This window comes from Pandoraea sp. ISTKB, assembly GCF_001721285.1.
In the GTDB taxonomy this organism is placed as follows: Bacteria; Pseudomonadota; Gammaproteobacteria; order Burkholderiales; family Burkholderiaceae; genus Pandoraea; species Pandoraea capi.
The window spans coordinates 1-22,912 of the sequence record NZ_MAOS01000025.1; the positions used below are offsets into that span (position 1 = coordinate 1).

The following is a 22,912-nucleotide window of genomic DNA, read 5'->3' on the forward strand; positions in this document are numbered from 1 at the left end:
GCGTCGCTGTCGTTGCGAGAGACGAGATATTAATGACCTTCTCGAAGACGCGCAAGCACTTTGTGAAACTATTTTGAAGACCGCGTATTTTCCTCGGATTCGATGGCGTAGCGCCGCAGGTCTTCCCTCTATATAGGAACAGGCAAAGGCGCAAAAAGGCAGGCCGTCTTGCGACGGCCTGCCTGACTTCCTCTATATAACTGCGGTCACGTCACCGCATCAGGTTCTTGCGCTCCGTCGGCGTCAGCGCCTGCAGCTGTGACTCGGAGAGATTCATCTGGCCCACGACCTGCACAGGGGACGTCGGGTCGTAGCGGAACATCGGGCCATTGTCGGCGCGCGGCTTGCCGGTGCTATCCGTCTGTGCACCTGCATCCAGCATCCGAACACTGAAGATCGACGACTGGTTCTGACGCGCCGACGCCCTATCGCGCGCCACCGCCTCTTGCGCCGCAGACGCCGCCTGCGCCGCCGTCGCACTCGCATTCGTCAGCGCGCCCACGTTGACGGCAGCCACCGTCGGAACGCCCACCGACTTGCCCTGCACCTGGATGTTCTCGGCGTTCACCACGCGCAGCGCCGCCACGTTGACGTTCCCCGAGACGCGAATCCCCGCTTCCCCTGCATCCACCGTACCGAGCGGTGCAATCAGGTCGATGTCGCCCGGCGGAATCTCCGGAATCGGATTGAGCGTCGCGATACCGGCCCCGGTGTTCGGCGTGGTCGGCGAGAGCGAGACGATGCCCATCCCGTCATACACACGACGCGGCGGCGTATAGACCACCGTCGACTTCGACCCGCGACCCGCGTTGATATCGCCCTGCGCCGACCACGCCAACACGTTACCGCCGAACGTCGTGAAGATACGGCTCTGTCCGAGCAGGATGCTGTCGAACGAGTACAGGTCGACGTTCCCCCTGCCCTGCGTCAGAATCCCCGAGCCCTCATCCGGGACGAAACCGCCGTCGACCCCGACGAGGGTTCGTCCCCCCGGCGCAACGATACTGACGCCGCCGCCGAAGTCGGTGTGGATGCCGGCATCCTGCACTTCGTAATGCGGCACGCCGACCGACGGGCTGCCCCGCGCGATCCACTGCGCCTGCGTCAGATACTTCACGCCCGCCTGCGGCCTCGTCGTAGATATGCGATACGCGTTATCCAGGAAGTACTGCGCGCTGCTGTACATCGTCAGGCTGCCGTCGTACTTACGCGCGGCACCGTTGTCGTCGACGGACGGGAACAACGTCGCGATGGCCTCACGTCCACGCAGATAGCTGCCGGCACGCGGGCCCGTCGCATCGTTGTACTCACGTCCGGAAGCCCGCAACTCTGCGAAGTAGACGTCACGCAAATAAGCACGCTGCTGCTCGGCCGGCAGTGCATCGAAGAACTGACGCGCGTCCATCGCTCCCGCATCGAAGTGGACGCCGGTGGCGTTGCGCTTCGTCGCATCGCCAAAGCGCGTGGTCAGCCAGTTCACCAGATACAGCTGACTCTGCTGCGCATACTCGTTGCGAAGATCCCGCTTCGCGACGCCACCCGCGTTCCCCGCCGCCGCGCTCGCCCGATCCAGATCCGCTTGCCTGCTCGCAAGGAATGCTTCGGCACCGCTCACATCGCCTGAGTAACCGAACTCCTGCGCGAGCCATCCGGACAGCGTCAGCGCACCGCCGTACACGACCACCGCCTTGCCCGGCTGATCAGCGAGCGGACGCCCCGCATCCGCCAGATTGCCCTTGTCGAGATAGCGCGCCGCGAACGCCTTGAAGTCCACCCCATCAAGTCCCTTCGAGCCGACGCCCACCGCCACCGCAATCCCCGCACCATTGCTTCGGTCACCCGCCGTCACATTGGCGAGCGCGCCGAGGCTGCGCAGCTCTGCCTTGTCGCCCATGAAGACATCACGCCCGGCGGTCACCTCCAGCAACCCCGGCCCGGCGACGTAGAACGTGCTGTAGCGGATATCGCGTCCGGCCGAGACGATCGAGACGTCGTCCGCCGAGTTGTGCACGATCAGATTGCCGCGCGTCGTGGCACTGCCCGGAGTCCGATCCGGCCGCCCCGGATTGTTCGGATCGAGGAAGTCGGGCGTTGTCTTCCATCCTGCCAGATCAGCGTTAGTGCTGAGGAAGGTGCCGAGCGGCGTGCCCGAGTTGACGATATCGCGTCCCGCACGAATGGCGACCGCCCCGTTGCCTTCATACCAGGTGGCCTCCGTACCAGGCTGCGGCAACACCGTGCCCCGATAGTCGATGCCCCCGGTGTGCAACCCGACGATATCGCCCGTCACGGCATAGAAACGCGCCGGTGCCATGCCGGAGAAGTCGTAGCCGGAGACCGTGGCCGGCGTCAGACTGAACAGCGGGAAGATCGTCGCGCTATCGACGCCATAACCGAACAGGATGGAAGGCGCCAGCGCGTCTTGCCGCACATTGGTCAGATAAGCGCGTCTGACGAACACCGTCGACGCGATGCCCCCGGCAAACGCCGGATGCTGCGCCGTCGGCAAGGCCGTCGGGTCCGCTGCGGACCGGCTGATCGGGTACCCGCCGCCGTACAACGACTGGCCCGCGATCAGTTCGAGCGCCCCGCCGTCACCCGCGACCTTGAACAGCGAACTGACGGGTTCCGGCGCAAGCAATGCCGGCGTCGTACCGATGGTCGGCTGCTGAGATTCATCCAGAAGGTAAGTCGCCGCATAACCGTTGTAGATGCTGCCATTCGCCGCGACGGCCCGCAGTGTTGCCGGCAACACGAAGCGACCGTCCGTCGCCCCATAGTTGGCGGTGAGACGATTGGCGTCTGCAATCGCCGTGATCGGCACCAGATTGCCGCCGGCACTGAACAGGTCGATGGCCGTCGACGGCGTCCACAGCGTGAACCAGCTGAACCCTTCGCCGCCGTAGTTCACACCGTTCACCGAGAAGGGCGTGCCGTTCGTACGTTGCTGCATGCGCGTGGCGTCGCCATACCCGCCGATGACCAGATCGCCCCGCGTGTCGATGCGCGCGGTCGAGTCGCCGAGCACCAGCGTCGGGCCGCCCGTGCCGATCCCGCGCCCTGCCGTGAACGCATCGCGTGCCCGGGATTCGCGGATGTCCGTGCCGCCGTAGACGGCATCGAATCCCCCCAATGCGCCGGCTTCGACACGCGTCGCCCCTCGCAGATTAGTGAACGAGCCGTACAGCCCGAGGTTGTCGTTGCGCCAGATCGACAGATCGGTCACCTCGGAGTTGGCCTGCGTCACAGCACGCACTTCGCGCACCGGATTCAATCCGCCGCCAATGCGAACGTCAAGATCGCCGCCGCCGGTGAGTACGATCTGCGAGCCGTCGGCAGACACGCGTCCGGTACTCGCCACGGCGACGTTGAGCCCTTCGCTACGGGCGACGTAGTAGCGCGGATCGAGATAGCCCGCCCCCATGCGCGACTCCAGCAACCCGGCGTTGCCGCCCGCCTCGACGATCAGATTGCCGCCGCCGAGCGTGCCCAGTCCCGTGAAGCCCTGCAAGAACGGCGCGTTATCGAGATACGAGCCGCCGCTGTCGCGCCCCGGCGTGTAAGTGCCGAAGTTGATCCACCACGACGTCGGCACGCCGCCTTGCGCGATCGCGGAGCCGGAGCCCTGACGCCACAGCCAGTTACCCACGTTGGACGATTCGATGAGCTGACGCGCCGTCCCGAAGCTGCTGTCACGAGCAAAATTCCCGCGCGATCCCGTGGCATCACCGCGAATATCGCCTTGCGCACGCACGAGCAGATTGCCCCCATGCTCGGGGTACCACGCCGAATACAGGCTCTGTGCCTGCCCGTCGACGTACTTCTCGAAGTCGCCGCCGCCCGTCCCCAGCACGGCGCCGCCCTTCACTTTGGAACGTGCGAGGTTGTAAGCCCCGGTCACATCCTTTGCCTGCGTGCCCGCCGTGTAGACGCCGTACAGCGAATTCATCGTGAAGTTGCCGCCGGCGAGCATGTCCAGATCGCCCGTGCCGGTGCGCACAACGCTGAAGAGCGGCTCGCGCGCCGGAATCGCCCCCGTCGCCATGACCGGCGGCGTGCCCGCCACGACCGTCTGCACGACATCGCCGATGGAATTCCAGAAATCGATCATCTCCGGCGTGAGGTCGTAAGCCCTGAGTTCCTCCTCGGTGATGATCTCTCCCGGCGTCGCACCGAAGTAGTCGGCACCCGCCGGGCCCCAACGGTACACGCTGGGCGTGCCGGTGCCCGGCACCTGATACTGCCCGATGGACATGCCGTAGTGCGTATCGGCGAGCACCAGATGGCCGTCCTTCGCGAACGGACGCAGTGCACGCGGGTCGGCCGCCGACGTGTCGGCCCCGGCGACCAGGCGCATCGACCACGACGCCGAGCCAGGCTGAAGCATCGGTGCGATGGCGAAGTTCTGCCCCTGATTGCCGTCGGCATCGGCCGGCCGCAGGTTGATGAACTTCGCCCCGCTCGGGAGCCTGACGTCCGTCTCGGCCGGGATGATCGCGCCCTTCTTTAGCGCTACGTCACCCGCCAGCACGAGACTGACCGGCATCACGGCACCCGCAGGCCATGTCATCGGTCCGACAAACGCCTGCGTCGGCAGGATCACGCCCGGGTCAAGCTGCATGGCCCCGGTCACCGTGAGCGGCGACGACAACACCGTTCCCGCCGCGTGGACGACATTGCCCGACGCATCGCGCACCGCGCCACCGAGCACCGTCCCCGCCGGGAACGTGACGTTTTCCGTGATCGTGACGCGCGTCGGCAGCCGCACCCCGGCCGGCAACGATGCGCCGTTCACCTGCACGTCGTAGTTCAGCTTGCGCTCCGCCGGGAACGACGTACCGACCACCAGCGTGACCAGCCCGCCGGCCGGCACCACGGCGTCGCCGCCCCACGCCGCCTTGCCGCTGGTGAGCACCCAGCCCTTCGTGTCGGGGCTCGACGTCAGCTTACTGGTATCGAAGCCATCCGTCACGCTGCCGTACACATTGAGGCTACCGCCCGCGCGAATCGTGAGCGCACCCGCTTCGCCGCTGCCGTACACGCCAGTCATCTGCGTGTGCGGGTTCAGGCTGACGTAGCGATAACGCGACATGTCGATATCGCCATCGATATGCAGATCGCCATCGGGCGTGGCGCTGACGATCTCGACACCCGGGCGCAGATGGAACGCATCCGTGTATTGACGCAGACCGGCCAGACGCGTGAGCAAGGCGCCGTTGGCGAGCGCGTTCGTCATGAACGTCGTGCTCTGATCGTGGAGCCTGTCGAGATAGTCCTGATTGATGACCTGATACCCGCGTCCGTCGACCGACGTATCCGTGCCCGGCGTCGCATTCGGATCGCGATACATGCCATTGACGGTGATCGAGCGCGCGCCGTCGATCACGACACGACCGCCTGCGTCGATGGCGATGTCGTTGCCCGTCGCCCCGCCCAGACGCGCGGCGCTGATCTCCACCGTCCCAACGTTCAACGGCACGCGATCCGTACCGGCACGCACGTCGAAACGCGCGCCGTCGGCGAGCACCACACGCCCCTGATTCCCGTTGATCTCGATGACCGCGCGGTTCGACGCCTCGATCGGCTGGCCATAGCTGTCGAGTCGCAGCGTCGTGCTGTGCGCGTCGAGTTGGGCATTGCCGCCGATGGTCACCCCGTCGCGGGCCGACAGGCGAATCGTGCCCGCCTGCTTGCCGCTCGCGTCGACCTTGCCGACCACCTCCAGACGCCCGCCGTCCACCGACAGCGATATCTCACGTGCCCGGATCTCGTCGCCCACGACAAGATCGCCCTGCTTCGTCTGGAAGTTACGGCTGCCGAACACGCCGCCATCGTTCAAGCGCGTATTGAGCCCGACGAAATCGTCGATACGCTGCGCCCGCACGTCGAGTCCGCCTGCCGTGAAGGGGACGTTCGTGCCGCCCGCGTCATACTCGCCGCTCGCGCTGCCGAGCACCTTGCCCGCGAGCGACACGACGCCGCCCGCCGGCCCGACGGCCGCGACCGTGAGCTTGCCCGCGCGGTTGAACTGCGCCGACAGGTCGATGCGCGAGCCCGCCGCCTGATACACGTTGCCGTTCGCGCTGGAGACGATGACGTCGCCGCCCCAGCTGTACTTGCTGACATCGAAGAAATCGAGCTTGCGTCCGGCCAGATCCAGTTGCGCCCCATCGCCCAGCGAAACGTCGCCCAGCGCGGACACGCTCAGCCGTCCGCTCGGCAGCACGACGTTCGTATTCACCTGAGCCGTGCCGCCCGCCGTGAGCGCGACTTCCGCGCCCAGCGCCGAGACGAGCAGACCGTTATCGAGCGCCGGCTTCGCGCGCCCGCTGGCATTGGCAACCGAGATGTTCCCGCCCGCATTGAAGCGGCTCACCGAGCCGGCTTCGCCCGTGAGCATCGGCGTATCGACCACGATATCGCCGCCGCTGTAGTCGTAATCCTGCTTCGCGTCGTTCCACGCGCCCTGCGAGCGATAGACGGACAGGCTGCCCTGCTGATTGGCCGTCACGCGTTCGCTTGCGTTCAGCTCGACCGTAGAGAAGCCGACCGCCAGACGATTCATTGCGTGATTGACGTCACGCTGCGTGCCCGGCCCGTAGCCCAACTCGATCTCTTTCGCGTCGATGATCAGACGACCATTGCCGGTGCCCGCGCCGCCCGCCACGATCGCGCCCGCGGGTGACTTCGCGCCACTCCACACCAGCCGGTTCGTGCGGATGCGCGCGACGGCATCGCTCGCCCCGAAGCCGTAGATCGCCGGTGTCCCGAGCACGAGCGTGTCGATGCTGGACGTGCCGGTTGCTGCATCGATAGTCGAGAGCGCGACCGAATCGTAGAAGTTGATCGAGTCGCGAGCAATGAGCGACAGACTCTCGAGCGCGGGCGCACCGTACACCGTATCGCCACGCAGCAGACGCGAGAGCACCGACTGGTTGAGCGTCAGTCCTTCGGCAAGACGCCCGCTGGCCGCGAGCGCCGCGAGCGAGGCCTGCTCGCCGACGTTCACACGCCCCACCGACAGCGACAACTGACGCGTGCCGTAACGCACGGCATCCGTGATCGTGAACCGCTTGTCCGTCGCCACCGCAATCGAGCCTTCCGACAGCAGCAGCGCGTCGCCCGTGCACGTCGCGCCCGCCGCGCAAACGCCCAGATCGATGAAGCCCGCCCCGTTCCACGAATCGCCGGGCGTCGGCGCGAGCAGCGCGATCCGTCCGTTGGATACCGCGAGCACACCCGCCTTGCCCGGCGAATAGGTATAGCCCGTGGTGGCATCCCACATCTGCATGCCGTAACCGAGGGTGTTGATCCCGCTGCCCTGCTCGATGGTGATGCCGGACGTGCTCTGCTTCGTGACGATAAAAACTTCGCCCGCGCGCAAGATCGCGCCGTCGCGCAGCGTCACCGAGTAGACGGCGCCGCGACCGGCCCGGTCGAGATACGCTGTCGTCGCCGCGAGCGCGCCTTGTCCGTCCGTGCTGACTTCCGGCAACCCACCGATCCCCATGCGGGCCACGCCGATCTTGTTGAGTTCATCGGCATACAGCGATACGAGCAGCGGGTCGCCCGTCGTCGGCGTGCCGCCTGCGCCGAGAATCTCGAACTTCCCGCTGAACGGCGAACTCACCAGCAGGCTCGCACCGTAACCCTCGTTGCCCGACGCAACGTTCGCACGCCCGTCGAAACGCAACGACGGGAGGCCGTCGACCTTGCCGATGTAGTTGTCACCCAGGAAGTAGAGATCGAGACGCTTGGCATCGGCCTCGATCAGCGAGCGCGGCACACCGTCGCGTGCCGCCCCGGCTCGGGCGAAGTCGGCGTAACTCATCTCGTTGTACTGCGAGTACGAACGCAACACGTCGCCCGAGGTGAGGACGGCTTGCGTCGGCGTGACGTTGCGAATGCCCGTATGGTTCACGCTCAGTTGCGCAGGCAGCGTCAGCGAGCCATTACGCATGGCGAGCGGCGCCATACCGGCTTGCGAGGTCGCGCCATTCTGCAATTCGACGCGGTACGCGCCGGGCAGCAAGGCAAACGACGACGGCAACAGCGTGTAAGTTCCGGCCGGCAGCCCCGGTACGCCATCGCCGATGGTGATCTGCTGTCCGATCATCGGTGCGCCCGCGCCAGTGTCCTTGACGACCGGCGCATAAGCTTGCTGCGTCCCCGGCAGGATCGCGTAGACGGGGTTGGTCGACAGTGACGGCAGACGGAAGCTCGCCTTGTTGCCTGACTGCACGACCTGCATGAGCGGGGACAACCGCGCGTCGACCGAGCCGCCTCGGCCGGTCAAGAAAGCCGCGCCGCGAATCTCACCGCCCCCCGACAAGTCGATGACAGCGCCTTCGTCCACCCCCAGCGAATGCGTGTAAGCGGAGATGGACGGTCCCGTTCCGGCGAGCGCGAACTTCGCATCGATGCCGTCGTAGAGATAGCTCAGGCCGTCGAGCGAGCCACCGTATGGCATCGTCAGGCCCGCCGCACTCACGGACGTCACGCTGCCTGGCAGCAGGTGCAGATAACTGTTGACCTGAAGGTTGCTCATCTCCCCGAACGTGATGGTGCCCATCGGGGCGCGCACCACCCCGCCTTGCCGGATGGTCGGCGCGTTGAGCGTGAGGTTGCCGAACACCGAATACGGCTGCGACGGCAACGTGTCGCCCACGCGTTCGATGGTCAGGGTGCGCGCCGGGTCCAGCCGCGTTTCGTTCGCGTTCCACTGATTGACGTAGGTCCGCTGTCCCACGACGATCTTCGCCGTGGCGTCCGACACCGGATAGAGCTGCGCCGATGCCAGCGTGAGGTTGCCCGGCACATACACTTCGGTCTTGTCGAGCAGCCGCAGGTCGCCGGTGCTGCGCAACGTCACGTCGCCAAATGCCGCACGACGGTATTCGGTCTGCCCGCCGGTGCTCGTCACGATACTCCCGGCGGTCCCGAACTGCATAGGCCCGGCGAGATCGATGAGCGAAGCATTCACGTCGAACGTCGCGTCATCGTCGGGTAACGGCGCCCCCAAGGCACCACTGCCCACGGCGTTCTTCGACCCCTTCACCGGGTTCGGCATGAGGAAGCCCTCGCCCTGCGCGCGCGATGCGCCGGCGAGTTGCACATACGGCGCCGAGAGCTTGACGACGCTGCCACGCGCGTTCGCCGCCTGACCGAACGAACTCGCCGTCAGGCGCAGGCTCTGCCCCATCGACAGATCGACGTTGCCGTCGAAGTCGATCATGCCGTTGGCGAGCAGCGACAGATTGTCGAAGCCGCCCGCCACGATACGATCGACGCCGATTCTCGCGTTGCCCATCGTCAGGCCGCCGCCCGTCGCGCCGGCACGCAGCGAGTCTGCCAATGCGCTGACGCCCTGCTGCTGCGCGATGACCATCTCGTGCGCGACCCGCACGGCATCTTCCACGTTGGTGCCGACGAGCGTCGCCCGGTCGACCGGGCCATAGTTGAGCGCTTCGAGCACCACGTTCAGCGTGCCGCCGGCGGCACCCGCACCGCCCGCAGCGGCCTTCATGTCGCCGTCGAGGTAGAGTCCCCGTGCGGACGCCAGCGAGATGACGCCGCCGTTGCTCGCCACCCGCGTGCGGCCCTGCCCCGGGACATCGATGTCTGCTGCCGTACCGGAGGCATCGAGCCTTGCACCGGGACGCACGATCACGAACGCGTCCGCCGCGTCGACCTGCGTCGCACCCGCCACGTACTTCGCACCGATCTGAATCGTGCCACCCGCCGCGACCTTGCCCGTGAGCGCACCCGACGCGCTCTGGGCCGTGAAGGGCTGTGCCGCCACGTCGATGAACGCATCGCCGCCGAGCCAGATCGAGCGTGCATTGAACGCGCCGTCCGGCAGATCCGCTTTGCTGCCGGTACCGAACGTACCGGACAACAGACTCACGACACCCGACGATGCCCGGAGTCCGCCGAGCACCGTGATCTGGTCATTACCGGTGATGGTGATGCTGCGCCCCGGATCGACGGCAACCACCGCCCCCTCGCCCACGCGCACCTGAGCGCGCTTGTACGACGTTCCCGCAGTGATGACGAGGTCCGCACCGCCACGCTGGCTGATAGTCCCCTTGACGGCATCGCTCTGCCACACCGGCGGCAGATACCGGCTGAGAACGCGCGACGGATCGCTGCCGCTTTGCGCGTCTCGCGCGGCCAGGGTGTCCGCGTTCAGCACCGGCATGACGACGGCAAGCTGCGCGTTATCGGCAACGGAAACGCCGAGCTGACCATTGACTTCATAACGCGAGAAGCCGGTCGAGAACAGTTGCGTGCCGAGCACCGTGGGCGACGCGACCCGCACTGCTTCGGTCGTCGTCAGCCCCGGCCCACCGATGACGATACCGTTGCCCGTGTCGAGCTTGAGCGTGCCGCCGCCGCTCACGCCGTAGGCGCGCAACTCGCCGTCGACGTGCAACTCGCCGGAACGCGTGCCGTCGAGATCGTACTGGCTGGCAAGCAGCGATACATTGCCGCCTTTGCCGCCGCGCACCGAGCCGTTCGACATCAACGCCGCGCCCGACGATACGTCGACGACGCTGCTCGGCAACAACCGGACGTCGCCGGAACTCGACAACACGACGTTGCCGCCGTCGACATACGGCACACCGCGCGTGCCCGATTCGCCGTCGTCGACACGGCTCCACACGCCACGCGTATCGAGCGTGACGCCATCGGCGACCTTCACGTAAGGCTTACCGACCGTCGCCCCATCGGCAATGGTCTTGTCCATCCACACGCCGCCCGCCACGCCCGTGACCATCTGCGTCACGATGTTGCCCGCGACGATGTTGCCGCTGCGCGCCGTGACGTTGGCGTCGAGATTCACCCGCGTGGCGTGCAGGGCGACATCGCCGCCATCGGCTACGCGAAGGTCGCGGCTGACGGTCAACTGTTCGCTCGCCAGCAGCTTCACGCCACCGAAGTGCTGACGGTTGAGCCATCCCGCATCGAGTGAGATCTTGCCCGTACGGGCGGCGTCGACGGGCGCGTCGAGGGCAATACTCGCCGCGAGCGCCTGAATGTCGCCGACATCGATGCTGCGCACCACGGCCGAGGGGCTGTCGCGCAGCGTCAGCGTCGTTTCGTCGTAGAACGGCGTCATGTTGCCGACGATCAACTGCGCGCCGCGTGCGGCCGCCAGTTGCGACTGGAGATAGCCGTCGTAGCGCGTCTTGTCGGGGGCCTGCGCCTGACGCGGCCCCTGATACACCGACGTGTCGATATCGCCTTCGAGGATGGCCGATTGGCTGGCGATGATCAGGCGTCCCGCGTCGCGGCCCACGGTATAGCCGTTCTCCAGTCGTGCCCCCGGCGCGACGAACGGCGTGGCGTATGCCTCGGTCGTGTTCTTGCCCCAGCGCGCGTGCGTCACTTCAAAACCGCGATACACACCGAGATAACGCAGATCGCCCGGCGCATTGTCCGCGCGATAGAGTTGCCCGTCCGCCCCGCGCAGCCAGCTCTGACGAATCATGCCGGTCTGCACGTCGAGCGTGCCGCCGGCCAGATTGATGAGCGACCCCGCACGCGTCACCACTTCCGCGCCGCCCAGTTGCACCGTGCCACCTTGCGCGGCCCATTCGCCGATGCCGTGCTGCGCCGTGTTGAGATAGCCGCTCACTTCGAGCAGCCCTCCGGGGGTGTACCAGCGATCCGTGGAGTAGCCCTGCGTACCGGCAGGCACCCGCACCAGATAGCGACGATCGATGAAGAGCGTCTGGTTGTTGAGCAACGCCGAATCGCGGTTGGTCGGCGCGTCGCGCTGTTCGTTGCCCTGCACACTGATTTCGAGATTGTTCGCCGACATCGCGACCTGCACGCCCACGGCCCCCGATACGTCGAGCTTCGCGCGCTCCATCGCCACCATGCGACGCGTTGCCGCGACGTTGATCTGCCCGCCGGTGGCGAGCGTGAGCGAGTCGCTGTCGAACAGCACGTCTGCGGAGGACACGACCTGCACGAGCGACTGGTCGCGACGGTTGTACAACCCGGCCTCCGCGACCTTCGCCGTTTCGGCAAGCAGCGCCGCGCGTTGCACGTCGAGTGCCGTATCGCCGGCTACCTCCTGCAAGATCGCAGTCACCGCACCTTGTGCGAGCTTCACCTGTGCGTTGGCATCGCCGCTGGCCGTCAGATGAATCGTGCCGCGCGTGTTGACCGACGTGCTCGACACCAGGACACCGCGCTGCTCGACGTTACGCCCGGCAAGCGTGATGTCGCCCAGTTGCGACGCGATCAGGCCGCTGTTGCTCACGCGCCCAGCGGCAGAACCGGCGACGAAACGCGGCTCGACCTCGTTGCCGCGCGTGCTGGAATTCGGATTGCCGTCGGTGCCCATGCCGCGACGAATGACGAACGCATCGCCCCCGGCGATCACGGTCTGTCCCGACGGCGTGACGATCGTCCCACGGTTGTGCGCCTCGCGACCGAGCAGCAACACGTAACCACCGCCTTCGGTCACCGATTGCGGTTTTCGCGTGTTGATGCGCGCCCCGGCATCGACCACGACATCCGCCGTTGCCGCGCCATGGGCGATCGTGGAACCGCTCACGCTGAGGTCGTTCGCAAACGTGGGCACCGTCGCGCCGGATACCGCCGTGCCGTAAAGCCCGCGATTGAACTGGTCGTTCGTCATGCCGACGGCGGCCGCCACGAGGTTGCGCGTATCGACCTGCGCCGTGCCCGAGAACTGAATGCCGTTGCGGTTGACGATGACGACCGTGCCGTCGGCCTTGATCTGCCCCTGAATCTGGCTCGGACGCGCGCTCGGATCGTTCACGCGATTGAGCACCGCCCAACCCGGCTGCTGCGCAAACTCGACCGTCGTGCGACGCCCGACGTTGAACGTCTCCCAGTTCAGAATGGCCTTCTCGCCCGTCTGCTCGATTTTGACGTTGGTGTTGCCCGCCGCATCGCGCGACTGCGCAATGTCCTTCTTCGCGTTGATCCAGCCAGCGGTGAGGCTGTTGGTGTCGACCTTGAGGCCGCCCTCGGTCAACCCGTCGGGAATCGTCTCGGGTGAAGCCGCTGCCGCCTGACGCGCCGCCGTCTGTGCCGCCTGCATCGCGGCAATGCCCTGCGCCGCCGTCGCGAGATTCGCGATGGAGTTCTGCAACGCCTGATTGGCGCGCTGCTGCTGTTCGCCCGGGTTTTGCAGCGACGACACGGGCATGCCGTTCGGAAGACGCCCCGTTTGCGCCGCCGTCGTCTGTGCTGCGCCGCGTGCGGCGAACCATGCGTTGCTGAACGCCTGCTGTGCGTGAGCCGCCCCGATCATGGCGCTGCTGGCGGCGAACACCGCGACCGCTTGTGCGAGCGGTCGAACCCGTAGCACAGGCAGCACCGGCAGTACGCGCAGGCGCCGCAGCGCACGGGCACGCGTGGCGGGCATAGCGGAGGTGATGGGCGAAGAAGGAGCTACGCGCTTTCGCATGATGATTTCAATCCCGTCTGTCGTCTCGTACGGCTGTGGGACGTTGCCTCGCGACAACGCCAGCGAACAGCCTCTGGCAGTTTTCGTCCAAGCGTTCATGCATAGGACTGCATAGGGAACACTTGACGCTCTCGGGACTAAGACCCTTCCACGCGACGCAATCGGCAAGGATTTATTTGAATCTTTCGTGACACGACCGAACCGTCACGACATGCGTTGGCCGACAACGCACGGATGGCGTCACCCGCTCGTCGACGAAAAGCGGATCAAGCCAGCAGGACGATGCCGCCCGGCAAGGTGCGAGCGGTCAGGCCCAGCGAATGCTCGATCTGGCCGAGCGCAACATCGAGCGAACGGATAGAGAAACGCCCCGTCACCGGACGTGTGGCAAGCGCCTCCTTCAGAAGCACGACCTTGCCCGGACGATAGCGGTTGATCTCGTCGATCACGTCGCCAAGCGGCACGTCGGAGAAGCGCAGATAGCCCTCGCGCCACGCGGGCATCTCTCCCGCCGCAACATTCACGAGCGATTGCAGCCCATGTGCGTCGTAGACGAGTTGCTGATGCGGGCGCATCTGCACGCGCCCCGCCGTGTGCACGACTTCCGCCGCGCCATCGATACAGGTAACGCACACCTTGTCGGCCACATTGCGCACGTCCACGCGCGCCCGATGAGCGACCGTGCGACCGGCCCCGGCGACGATCTCGAAGGGCGTCGCGGCCAGCGTCGTGTCGACGGCCGCCTCTCCCGCGAGCAGATCGATACCTGGCATGCCGGACACCCTTCCACTGCGCAGCGCCACGCTCGTGCGCGTGTTCATTTCGACGTAGACATCACTCGCCACCGCAACGGTGCGCTGCTCGCCGGTGCCCGTGTTGAAGTCCGCACGCATGGCGACGGCGCCTGGCAACCAGCCCAACGGTGCGCCGATGACGGCTACACCCGCTGCCGTCGCAAAGGCGCTCGCGGTACCCGCCAGCAGCCAGCGTCGGCGCGGATCGAAACCCTGCCCGGCCTTGCGTGTGTTCCCGGCTTCCGTAGCGGTGGAGGATTTGCGCTTTGGGGCTGGACACGCCGCGGTGGTCGCCGCGGTTGCCGCCGTGGCTTCTGCCGCCGCCGTCTGCCGAGCGGCCTGCGTCAGTTGCTGCCATTGACGATGGGCGTTCGCCAGCGCCTGTGCATGCGCCGGATCACGACGCGCCCACTCGCGCATGGCGTCCCCCTCGGCATGCGTCATCTTTCCCGCAGCCATGCGTCGCACCCACGTCATCGCCTGACGCTCGGTCGCATCGAGACGCCGCTTCGGCGGCAACGAAGAACGGAATCGCGACATCATGGCGTCACCTCTCGCACGAGACGGAAGGTCTCACTCCATGAGACGGTTTTCGCGCCCGCCATCGGCAATCCCGTATGCAATGCCGCGCTCATTCGGACCTCGGCATATGCGCCATGCAGTATTCGTGCGCCCGCTTGAGTTCCAGTCCGACCAGACGCGGCGACACCCCGAAGCGGCGCGCCACGTCTTCGTTCGACATCTCGTGCACGCGCACGGCAATGAAGATCGCGCGACGGCGTGGCGGCAGATCCGCCAGCAGTCGTTCCAGCAGCGCGATCTCGTCGCGCGCTTCGATGGTTTGCGCCGGCCCCGGCGCGGGATCGACGAACTCCGTCATGAGGGCATCGATCTCGTCGTCGCTCATATACCGGCGCTCGCGCTGCACACGATCGAACGCCATGTTCATCGCGATGCGCATCAGATACGCGCCGGGACTCTTCACGTCGCTCTGCCGGTCGGCCCGGTCGTCGAGATGGACCCAGGTGTCATGCAACGCATCGCTGGCCAGTTCGGCCGAGCCCAGACGCCAGGTCAGCTTGCGTTTGAGATCCTCGTAACGCTGCGCGAGCAGATCGCGCAGGAAGGCGCGGGGCGTGTCGACCATCTAGCGCTCCGTCGTCGCCTGACACGGCGACGGTGCACATGCGCCTTGCGCGCAATCGTTGGCACGGGAAGGCAGGAGAAGCAGCACGAACGGTCGCACGGTATCGGCAGGCGCCCGTCCAACATCGAGCCCTTGCAGACGTCGCACGATGGCTGCATCGCGATGCGCGTCGCCCGTGGTATCCAGCAAGCGCACACGCGCCACCCTCGCATTCGCGCCGACCTGAACGGTCATCGCCAGACGATATGCGCCGGGCGACAGCGAGGGGGCGGCACAGAGCGCGCGCCACACCGCGTTTTGCAGTTGTCCGTGATAGTCCGGCGCACGCGGCGCCGCGCCGGCATACGCGTCGTCGTTCGCGGCCACGGCGCCTGACGGCGCCAGCACGAACGCGTTCTCGGCCGTCGCCTCAGCCATCACGCCCGTGCCTTCGAGCAACGTATCGAGCGCCTCATGCGGGGCGTGAACGCCCGACACCGCGTGCGAGCGGCGGCCTTCGACCAGCGACGACGGGTAGAAGACGGACATGCGCGTGAGCGCGTCGAAGCGGGCGAGCGCGTCCTTCAATGGCAACTCCGGGATCTCAAACGACTGCGCCGGTGGCAGGGCCGTCCGGGCAAAGGCGATCGGGCCGCACGACATGCCCGCCAACAGCCACCCCGCCAGCACGCTCGCCGTCGCACGCCATGTGATCGGGCGTGAACAGGCAGTAACGGTCATTACGAGCAATAGCGGTCATGTCGGGCGATGGGCCTTTTGCATGGCCGACGGTCGCATGGCAACCGCCGTTCCCCCGTTAGCCCACTAATCATTTGTAAGATTTCCTGATAATTCTCGTGTCCGATTGTGACGATGCTTTGACAATGCACAGGACTACAAATAAAAAAGCGCCCGTAGTGCGCTCACGGGGTAGCAAGCGCACTACGGGCCAACCAGTCTTCTACTGGAGGTGATGCTGCCGCGCGGGGAGGTTCCCAGGCTCGAGAGGAATCGCGCTGTGGGGTATGGGTAACCCCGTGATGCGCCGCGCGGAGACGCTTCAGTTGAGCGTCATCGGTCCCTGCGTGTCTGTCGACTCGGTGCGGGCGAGCACGTCGTTCGGTGCGCCCGGGGTGCCCGCGTCGTCGTTCAGCGTTGCAGCGCCGGCCGGTTGCCCGGCGACCTGCTGCGTGAAGTTGCGCAGATGCAGGAAGAACTGTCCCATCATCTCGACCCAGAGACGCATCGAGAAGCGGAGGAATTCGGGCGTGACGCCACCCGCCACGAAAACGTCCATTTCGAGTACGAGAAACTCGCCGTGCGCGGCGACGCGGGCGAAGCGACGCGAGCGGTGCCACTCGTTGATCAGACCGTCGGGCAGCTCGCCGCCCTGAATGCGCAGCGGGCAGCTCAGCGTGAGATCCAGATACTGATCGACACCGGCCTGATTGCCCCAATGCACCTGATAGCCGATGCCGTGACTGGCGCTGTGCAGTCGCGTGACGAGATCGTCCTGCTGCACGGAGACGGCACAACCGGCAGCGCGAATGGCGTCGGCCACCTGCGCGGACGTCATGAAAGTGATGACCTCGGCGGCCGACGACTCGTTCGGCTGGCCCGACGTGAGCGGTGCACCGGGTTCGGCGTCGTGGTTGCCTTGTTGCATCGTGTTTTCTTCGTTCATTGCCAGTGGTCCTCAACGTCCTGACTTGCGTTTTGCGAAATCTGCGGCGGTGCGTGACTGCGTCGCGCCTCGCCGCATGTCCTTACTTCGTTACTTCGTTGCGGTCGGTGCCGATGCTTCCGCCGATGCTTCCGCCGGAGCTGCCGACGCGGCCGGTGCATCCCCCGGTTTTGCCGATGCCGCTGCGATGGCCTGCTGCTCGTCGAACTTGCCCTCGTAGAGCGTGTCGCCGTACTGCTGCGCGATCTGCTCGTACTTCACACGGGCTTGCGTGGCGAACGGCTGACGCGCCGCGACGACCGTCGCCACGTCCATCGTCTCGTACGCCGTCAGGATTTCCTGACCGACGGCGTACAGACGATCGTTCTTCTCGCTGGCGAGCTTGAGCGCCGCACGCTGCACTTCCGTCTCCTGCGCGAGTTGCTTGCGCTGCGCGTCGGCCTGACGCGCGAGCTTGAGCAGTTCGTCATAGGCGTTGCGATACTGCGCAATCTGGGCGTTCGCCTTGTCGGCCACCGTCTTCACTTCGGAGGCGGAGGCGCGGGCATCCTGCGAGAGACGCTCACGCGCCTGACGCTCTGCCGCCAGTTGCTGCTGCGCGTCGTCCAGCGCTTTGCGCAGCGCTTCCGGCGAATCCTTCGATGCCTTGCCAGCCGCACCGGCGGGCGTCGCGCCACCGGCCTTGAGTGCGGCAAGCTCGTTTTGCGCCTGCTGAAGCTGTTCGGTCGTGGCACGCAATTGCGTGCGCAGACGCGCTTCCATCGACGGCGTACCCTGGGGCGTCTGCGCCACGGCGGCCGAGCACGCGGCGAGCAGCACGGCGGCCGCCGAGACCTTGACACCGGTGACCAGACGCGACGCCGCGCGTAAGGGCTGTTGGCTCATGACACCTCCTTAGAATCGCGCGTTGACTTCGATTTGCAGCGTGTCGATCGACAGCGGCGCGCCGTAGACTTCCTTCGTCGACAGCCAGCGGCCCGTGATCCATGCGTTCTTGTCGAACGCATACGAGCCGCCGAGGTAGTAGCCCTTCGCGTTCGTGCCGCCACCGTGGAAAGTCGAGTCGTTGTAAGCATCGGGCACGGCATCCGGCTCGATACGCTTGTAGCCGAACAACACGTTCCAGTCGCCCCGGGCGGCCATGACCGGCTTGCCGAACGTTGCCTGGAACATATAAGCGTTCGGGCCGCTCTTGAAGTTCGCGCGCGTGGCGTCGCCCGCACCGAAGTTGTTCACGATGCCGCCGTTCGAGCGCGCCCACATCTCGCCTTCGTTGTAAGCCAGGTTGCGGATGTAGTTGACGTCGAAACGCAGCGGGAAGCGACCGGCCAGCACCGTATCCCAGCGCGCCGACAAGTCGAGCAACTGGAACTTCGAGGCATAGCCCACGTATTGCGGCTGTGCCGTGTTCGCCGGATCGAGCGGATTGAGCGCGATGTTACGCAGCAGCATGAGCGTGTTGCCCTTCTGCATGAACGCCGGGCGCGACCAGTCCGTGTCGCAGCTCGTCTGCCCCGAGTACAGCGAGCACGGCGACGAGAGCTGACCGGTGATGTTGCGGAAGTCGAAGTAGCCGACCGTGCCGCGGAAGCTGTTCTTCGAATCGAGCTTCCAGTTCGCGCCGAACTGCGTGCCGAGCAGCCACTTGGTCTGGCTCGACATCTTGCTCTGGCTGTTGGACGGCGCGTTGTCGTTCGAGTATTCCAGCGGGATGAAGCCGAGCGAGCCGAACAGCTCGACGTTCGGGTTCTGCGGCAGGGCCTTGCTGAACTGCGCGGCAATGCCGTCGAGGTTCAGATCGCTGGAGAACAGCATGTCGCTCGTGGCGAAAGGCGGGGCGAAGCGACCGCCCGTGAACTTCACCCAGTCCACCGGCTGATACGACAGCCACATCTGATCGAGCCAGACACTCTTCTTGTTCAGACCACCGCCCAGCGTGGTGTTCGTCGACACCGGGCTGTCGTCGTTGCTGCTCGCCAGACGCACACCGGCCTTCACCTGCTCGGACACGTCGGCGAACAGGCCGAAGCGCGCCCGCGCACGGAACTGGTTAGTGCGGTTCTGCGTGGTGTTGAGCAACGGCGGCAGCGACAGATTGGTGTTCGAGTTGACGTCGAAGCCATTGCCCTTGTTGATCGTCGCCCAGTCGATCTGCGTGTTCGTGTTGCTGCTGGAGTAGAAGCGCGACTCGTTACGCAGACGGAAGTCGCCTTCGAAGTGGATGCGCTTGGTCCACTCCGGCGTCTCGTTTGGCGCAGCCCAGCCTTCGGACTTGGCCTGTGCCATCACTTCGCTCTTCACCTCATCGCGAATCTGATCGCGCGTGGTTTGCGAGATGTACGGAATGCGCACGTCGCCCGGCTCGGCACCCGCCGCAGCGCCCGCCCCGACGGCGGCACCAGCGGCACCGGCGGCCGGGGCCGACCATGCCTGCTTCTGCGCCGCCATCTGTGCGGCCTGCGTGGCGGCGTAGGCTTCGGTCTGCGCCTGCGCGAGCAGCGCTTCGCCCGTGGCCTTGTCGATGGCACCGCTCTTGATCAGGCCGTGAATGAGCTTGACCATCGCGGTGTCCTGCGACGCCGCCTGTGCCTGCGCGTGCGCCAGGCCGGTGGCGCCCAGCAGCGCGAGCGCCAGGGCGACGGCCCCTGCCGTGCCAGCCGCCCGGCGAGGGACCGCCCGGCGTGCGCCGCCGTCAGTCATACGTTCCAGTGCTTTCATTTTGTGTGTGACGTGTGCGTAAAAAGGAAGGTCTGCTTGCGCCGATCCGGGCATGCCGGCAGCGTGCGAGGTGTGGCGTGTCATGGGCGGCGCCCCCGAATGCTCATCGACATCGGATAGCGCAGCGACGCGGGCGGCTTCTCCTCCGCACGGAAGTCGTGCAGCATGGCGAGCACCGCCTGATCGATGGTTGCGTTACCCGTGCCGCGTACGAGTTGCACGCGCGTGGCACGGCCGTCGGCGTCGAGCCAGAGATCGATACGAACGTCGTCGAATGCCAGCGTGCGGGTGCGCTGATCGCGACCGAACGCCTGCTGCAACGACCCCGCCAGCCACGCGCTGTACGAGCGGCTACCCAGCCCACCGCCGCCACCGGTCATGCCACCGCCGCTGCCCGCGCCGATGCCGAAGGCGTCGGTGCCGGCCTGCGCGTCGCCGTTGATCGTCACGGCGTCGCCCAGATCCTTGGTCGGACTGGGAGGCGTGTCGTCTTTGGGCGGCTCGACCGGGTCGGCGGGCTTCGGCTCGACGACCTCGGGCTTGACCTTCTCCGGCGTCGGCTCAGGCGGCTTTTCCTGTGGCGGCGGCGGAGGGGGTGGCGGCGGCAGCATCAGCATCGGCGGGCTGTTGACCTCGCGACGCGTGCTGGCGCGGTCCGTGAGCAAATGCCAGAAGAGCGCGATCAGGCCGAGCACGACGAGGCCGCCGACGATCAGTCCGCCACGACGCCGCAGCGCCGCCAGTACGGCAAGCGCCGGACTGGACGGTGTCGACTGAGCCGGCGGGCGAGACGCGAAATCGCGAGGTTTCACGCTGCGCTCCTTACTGCGGTTTGCCGGTCACGAGGCCGACCTGATTGAGATCGATGCGCCGCAACAGGTCGAGCACTTCCACGACCTTGGCGTACTGCACCTGCGCGTCGCCGCGCACGATCACCGGGAAGTCGGGCGTGACCGCCTTTTCCGTGCGCAAGCGATCCTCAAGCTCGTTGAGCGTCACAGGATAGGCATCGAGAAACACCTGCCCCGAGTTGTCGACAGTGATGGCCTTGGTCTTCGGCTTCTCCAGCGCCACCGAGGAACTCGCCTTCGGCAGATCGACCTTGATGCCGGGGATGCTGGCGTTGCTCGTGAGAATGAAGATCACCAGCACCACCAGCAGCACATCGACGAAAGGCGTGATGTTGACGCCGCTCGCGCGCTTCTTCGCGGCGAATCGCGTTGCGTTTGCCATGGTTCGTCCCCGTCAGGCGCGTTGCAGCACAGGCTGACGACGGCCTTCGCCCTGCTCTTCCGCGAGGCGCGTCGTGAATTCGTCGACGAATACGGCCATGTCGGCAGCGAGCGCATCCGAGCGCGAGACGAGCCAGTTGTAGCCGAACAGCGCGGGAATCGCGACGCCCAGACCGGCCGCCGTACACAGCAGCGCTGCGGCCATACCCGGGGCCACCGAGTTGATGTCCACCGCACCGGCCATGGCCGCCACGACGAACACCAGCATGATCCCGATCACGGTGCCGAACAGACCGACATACGGTGCGCCTTCGATCGAGGTGGAGAGCCAGTTCATGCGCTTGCTCATCGACTCGATCTCGCGAATCACCGTGCCGTCCATCGACGCGCGAATGGCGCTGATGGTCGCGTCGGAGACAGCGCTCGTGTCATAGCCAAGCTCGTGGCGGCGATGCAATTCGTCGAGCGCGACTTCGTACAGACGCCACAGCGGCGATTGCTGGCGCACATCGTCAGGCACGCGGTTGGTGCGCGCGATCTGATCGAGCGGCGCGCCCGACGCTTCGCGAAAATGCTCCATGAAGACCGTATTGGCACGCGTCTTCGCGCTGTAGCTGCGGCTCTTCGTGATCATGATGACCCACGACACCAACGCCATCAGGCCGAGCACGATCACGACCACCCAGGCGTCGACCGGCATGGCCGAGAGGATGAAGGCAAAGTGGCTCTTGCCGGCTTGTTGCTCGTCAGGACCGAAGGCGATCAGACGCGATTCGGCGCCTTGCGCGACGGCATCCGCCTGAATCAACGCAGCGGGGCGTGCAACCTTCGACAGACGCACTTCGTCCACCGCGCCCGAGAAGCGCGCCAGACCCCCGGCCACACCCTCGGCATCGCCGCCGATGATCGTCGGCGAGTTCAGCGCGGGCAGTGCAGCGGCAACCGTGCCCGTCGCGTGACCCGCGACGTACAGCGTGAGCGTCTTACCATCGCTCGTGACAGCGAGATGCGACCACTGACCGGCCTGAATCGGCTGGCCCGGCTGGCTGCGTTGCGCACCGACCTGCACGAACGGCACGCCCTGATCGACACCGATCAACAGATCGTTGCCGCCTTCGCGGCGCGTGTAGATCGCCTCGTTCGCACCGAGCTTCTCCGGACGCACCCATGCCGAGAACGTAAAGCTGCTACCGGCAGCGATCGTGAGCGACGGCGACGCCGGCAGCACCAGCGGCGATGCCCCCGCCTGAATGCCCTTGCCGATGATGGCGCCGTCGAGCGTGACGACCGGGTTCTGGCTGTTGTTGCCGTAGGCCGTGGTGTCACGCGCGGGCACGTTCGACTCACCAAAGTGGTACACGGCCGTGTAATCCGGATCGAACACGCGCTGACCGTTGCCGGCAGCGGGCGCCTTGCGGTTGCCGTAGTACATCCAGATCTGCTGCTTGTTGGCAGCCGTCACGGCGGGCACATCGACCCACACGAGCGCAATGCCCAGCACCGGATCGAATTGCTCGATCTGGTGGTTGAGCACCGTCTTGTCGTCGGCCGCGACGAAGCGCAGATCGGCACCGGTTTCGTTCACGCCTTCGAAGCTGAAGTTACCGGTGTGAAGGCGCAGCAGCATCGGCACGCGGCCGGCGTCGCCCGTAATGTTGCCGCCTTGCGGGCCGGCGTCGATGGTGATCGGCTTGCGGTACGCCCAATCCGGTTGCCACCAGGCGTGCGCGAGCACCGGCATCAGCGTGCCGATCAGCGCAAGCAGGAATGGAAGAATGCGTCGCATGGCTGTAGTTCTCCGTTTATGCGGCCTGACGCGTCGGATAAGCGCACAGGCATCAGGTCGTGAATGTTGTTTGGTGAAGTGTTGGGGCGTATGTGTCGTGTCTGTCGTGTCTGTGGCGT

General features: G+C 66.1%; 10 protein-coding genes. All 10 read right to left on the reverse strand.

Annotation, left to right across the window (positions count from 1 at the left end; all coding sequences use genetic code 11):
• Window positions 1-211 precede the first annotated feature (211 nt).
• A complete protein-coding gene (locus A9762_RS07165) occupies window positions 212-13,453 on the reverse strand; it encodes a filamentous haemagglutinin family protein (RefSeq protein WP_170836202.1) in 13,242 nt (4,413 codons plus the stop codon).
• A gap of 266 nt (window positions 13,454-13,719) precedes the next feature.
• Complete coding sequence (locus tag A9762_RS07170) at window positions 13,720-14,790, reverse strand: FecR domain-containing protein (protein ID WP_069341354.1); 1,071 nt, start codon at window positions 14,788-14,790, stop codon at window positions 13,720-13,722.
• Between the two features lie 88 nt (window positions 14,791-14,878).
• Window positions 14,879-15,394 (reverse strand): RNA polymerase sigma factor, encoded by a 516-nt coding sequence (locus A9762_RS07175; protein ID WP_069341355.1) that lies wholly within the window; start codon window positions 15,392-15,394, stop codon window positions 14,879-14,881.
• Entirely contained in the window at window positions 15,395-16,114 is a 720-nt protein-coding gene (locus A9762_RS07180; protein WP_069341356.1) for an STN domain-containing protein, read from the reverse strand. It lies immediately after the preceding gene.
• 319 nt (window positions 16,115-16,433) lie between these two features.
• Window positions 16,434-17,057, reverse strand: coding sequence for a YbjN domain-containing protein (locus tag A9762_RS07185; protein ID WP_083253713.1), 624 nt, complete (start codon window positions 17,055-17,057; stop codon window positions 16,434-16,436).
• A gap of 90 nt (window positions 17,058-17,147) precedes the next feature.
• On the reverse strand, window positions 17,148-17,942 hold the full coding sequence (locus A9762_RS07190; protein ID WP_069341357.1) for a hypothetical protein: 795 nt from the start codon (window positions 17,940-17,942) through the stop codon (window positions 17,148-17,150).
• A gap of 9 nt (window positions 17,943-17,951) precedes the next feature.
• Window positions 17,952-19,775 carry a putative porin gene (locus A9762_RS07195; RefSeq protein WP_206093558.1) on the reverse strand — a complete coding sequence of 608 codons (1,824 nt, stop codon included), beginning with the start codon at window positions 19,773-19,775 and terminating at the stop codon, window positions 17,952-17,954.
• An 80-nt stretch (window positions 19,776-19,855) separates the two neighbouring features.
• Window positions 19,856-20,587 carry an energy transducer TonB gene (locus A9762_RS07200; RefSeq protein ID WP_069341358.1) on the reverse strand — a complete coding sequence of 244 codons (732 nt, stop codon included), beginning with the start codon at window positions 20,585-20,587 and terminating at the stop codon, window positions 19,856-19,858.
• A gap of 10 nt (window positions 20,588-20,597) precedes the next feature.
• The gene (locus A9762_RS07205) at window positions 20,598-21,008 is read right to left on the reverse strand and encodes a biopolymer transporter ExbD (protein WP_069341359.1); all 411 of its coding nucleotides are present in this window, start codon (window positions 21,006-21,008) and stop codon (window positions 20,598-20,600) included.
• A gap of 12 nt (window positions 21,009-21,020) precedes the next feature.
• A complete protein-coding gene (locus A9762_RS07210) occupies window positions 21,021-22,793 on the reverse strand; it encodes a DUF2341 domain-containing protein (protein ID WP_069341360.1) in 1,773 nt (590 codons plus the stop codon).
• Window positions 22,794-22,912: the final 119 nt, after the last annotated feature.

What these genes read in the sequence shown, in the direction of transcription:
- A9762_RS07165 (WP_170836202.1), bottom strand. Translation starts at nt 13,453, where the DNA reads ATGCGAAAGCGCGTAGCTCCTTCTTCGCCCATCACCTCCGCTATGCCC.
- A9762_RS07170 (WP_069341354.1), bottom strand. Translation starts at nt 14,790, where the DNA reads ATGATGTCGCGATTCCGTTCTTCGTTGCCGCCGAAGCGGCGTCTCGAT.
- A9762_RS07175 (WP_069341355.1), bottom strand. Translation starts at nt 15,394, where the DNA reads ATGGTCGACACGCCCCGCGCCTTCCTGCGCGATCTGCTCGCGCAGCGT.
- A9762_RS07180 (WP_069341356.1), bottom strand. Translation starts at nt 16,114, where the DNA reads ATGACCGTTACTGCCTGTTCACGCCCGATCACATGGCGTGCGACGGCG.
- A9762_RS07185 (WP_083253713.1), bottom strand. Translation starts at nt 17,057, where the DNA reads ATGAACGAAGAAAACACGATGCAACAAGGCAACCACGACGCCGAACCC.
- A9762_RS07190 (WP_069341357.1), bottom strand. Translation starts at nt 17,942, where the DNA reads ATGAGCCAACAGCCCTTACGCGCGGCGTCGCGTCTGGTCACCGGTGTC.
- A9762_RS07195 (WP_206093558.1), bottom strand. Translation starts at nt 19,775, where the DNA reads ATGAAAGCACTGGAACGTATGACTGACGGCGGCGCACGCCGGGCGGTC.
- A9762_RS07205 (WP_069341359.1), bottom strand. Translation starts at nt 21,008, where the DNA reads ATGGCAAACGCAACGCGATTCGCCGCGAAGAAGCGCGCGAGCGGCGTC.
- A9762_RS07210 (WP_069341360.1), bottom strand. Translation starts at nt 22,793, where the DNA reads ATGCGACGCATTCTTCCATTCCTGCTTGCGCTGATCGGCACGCTGATG.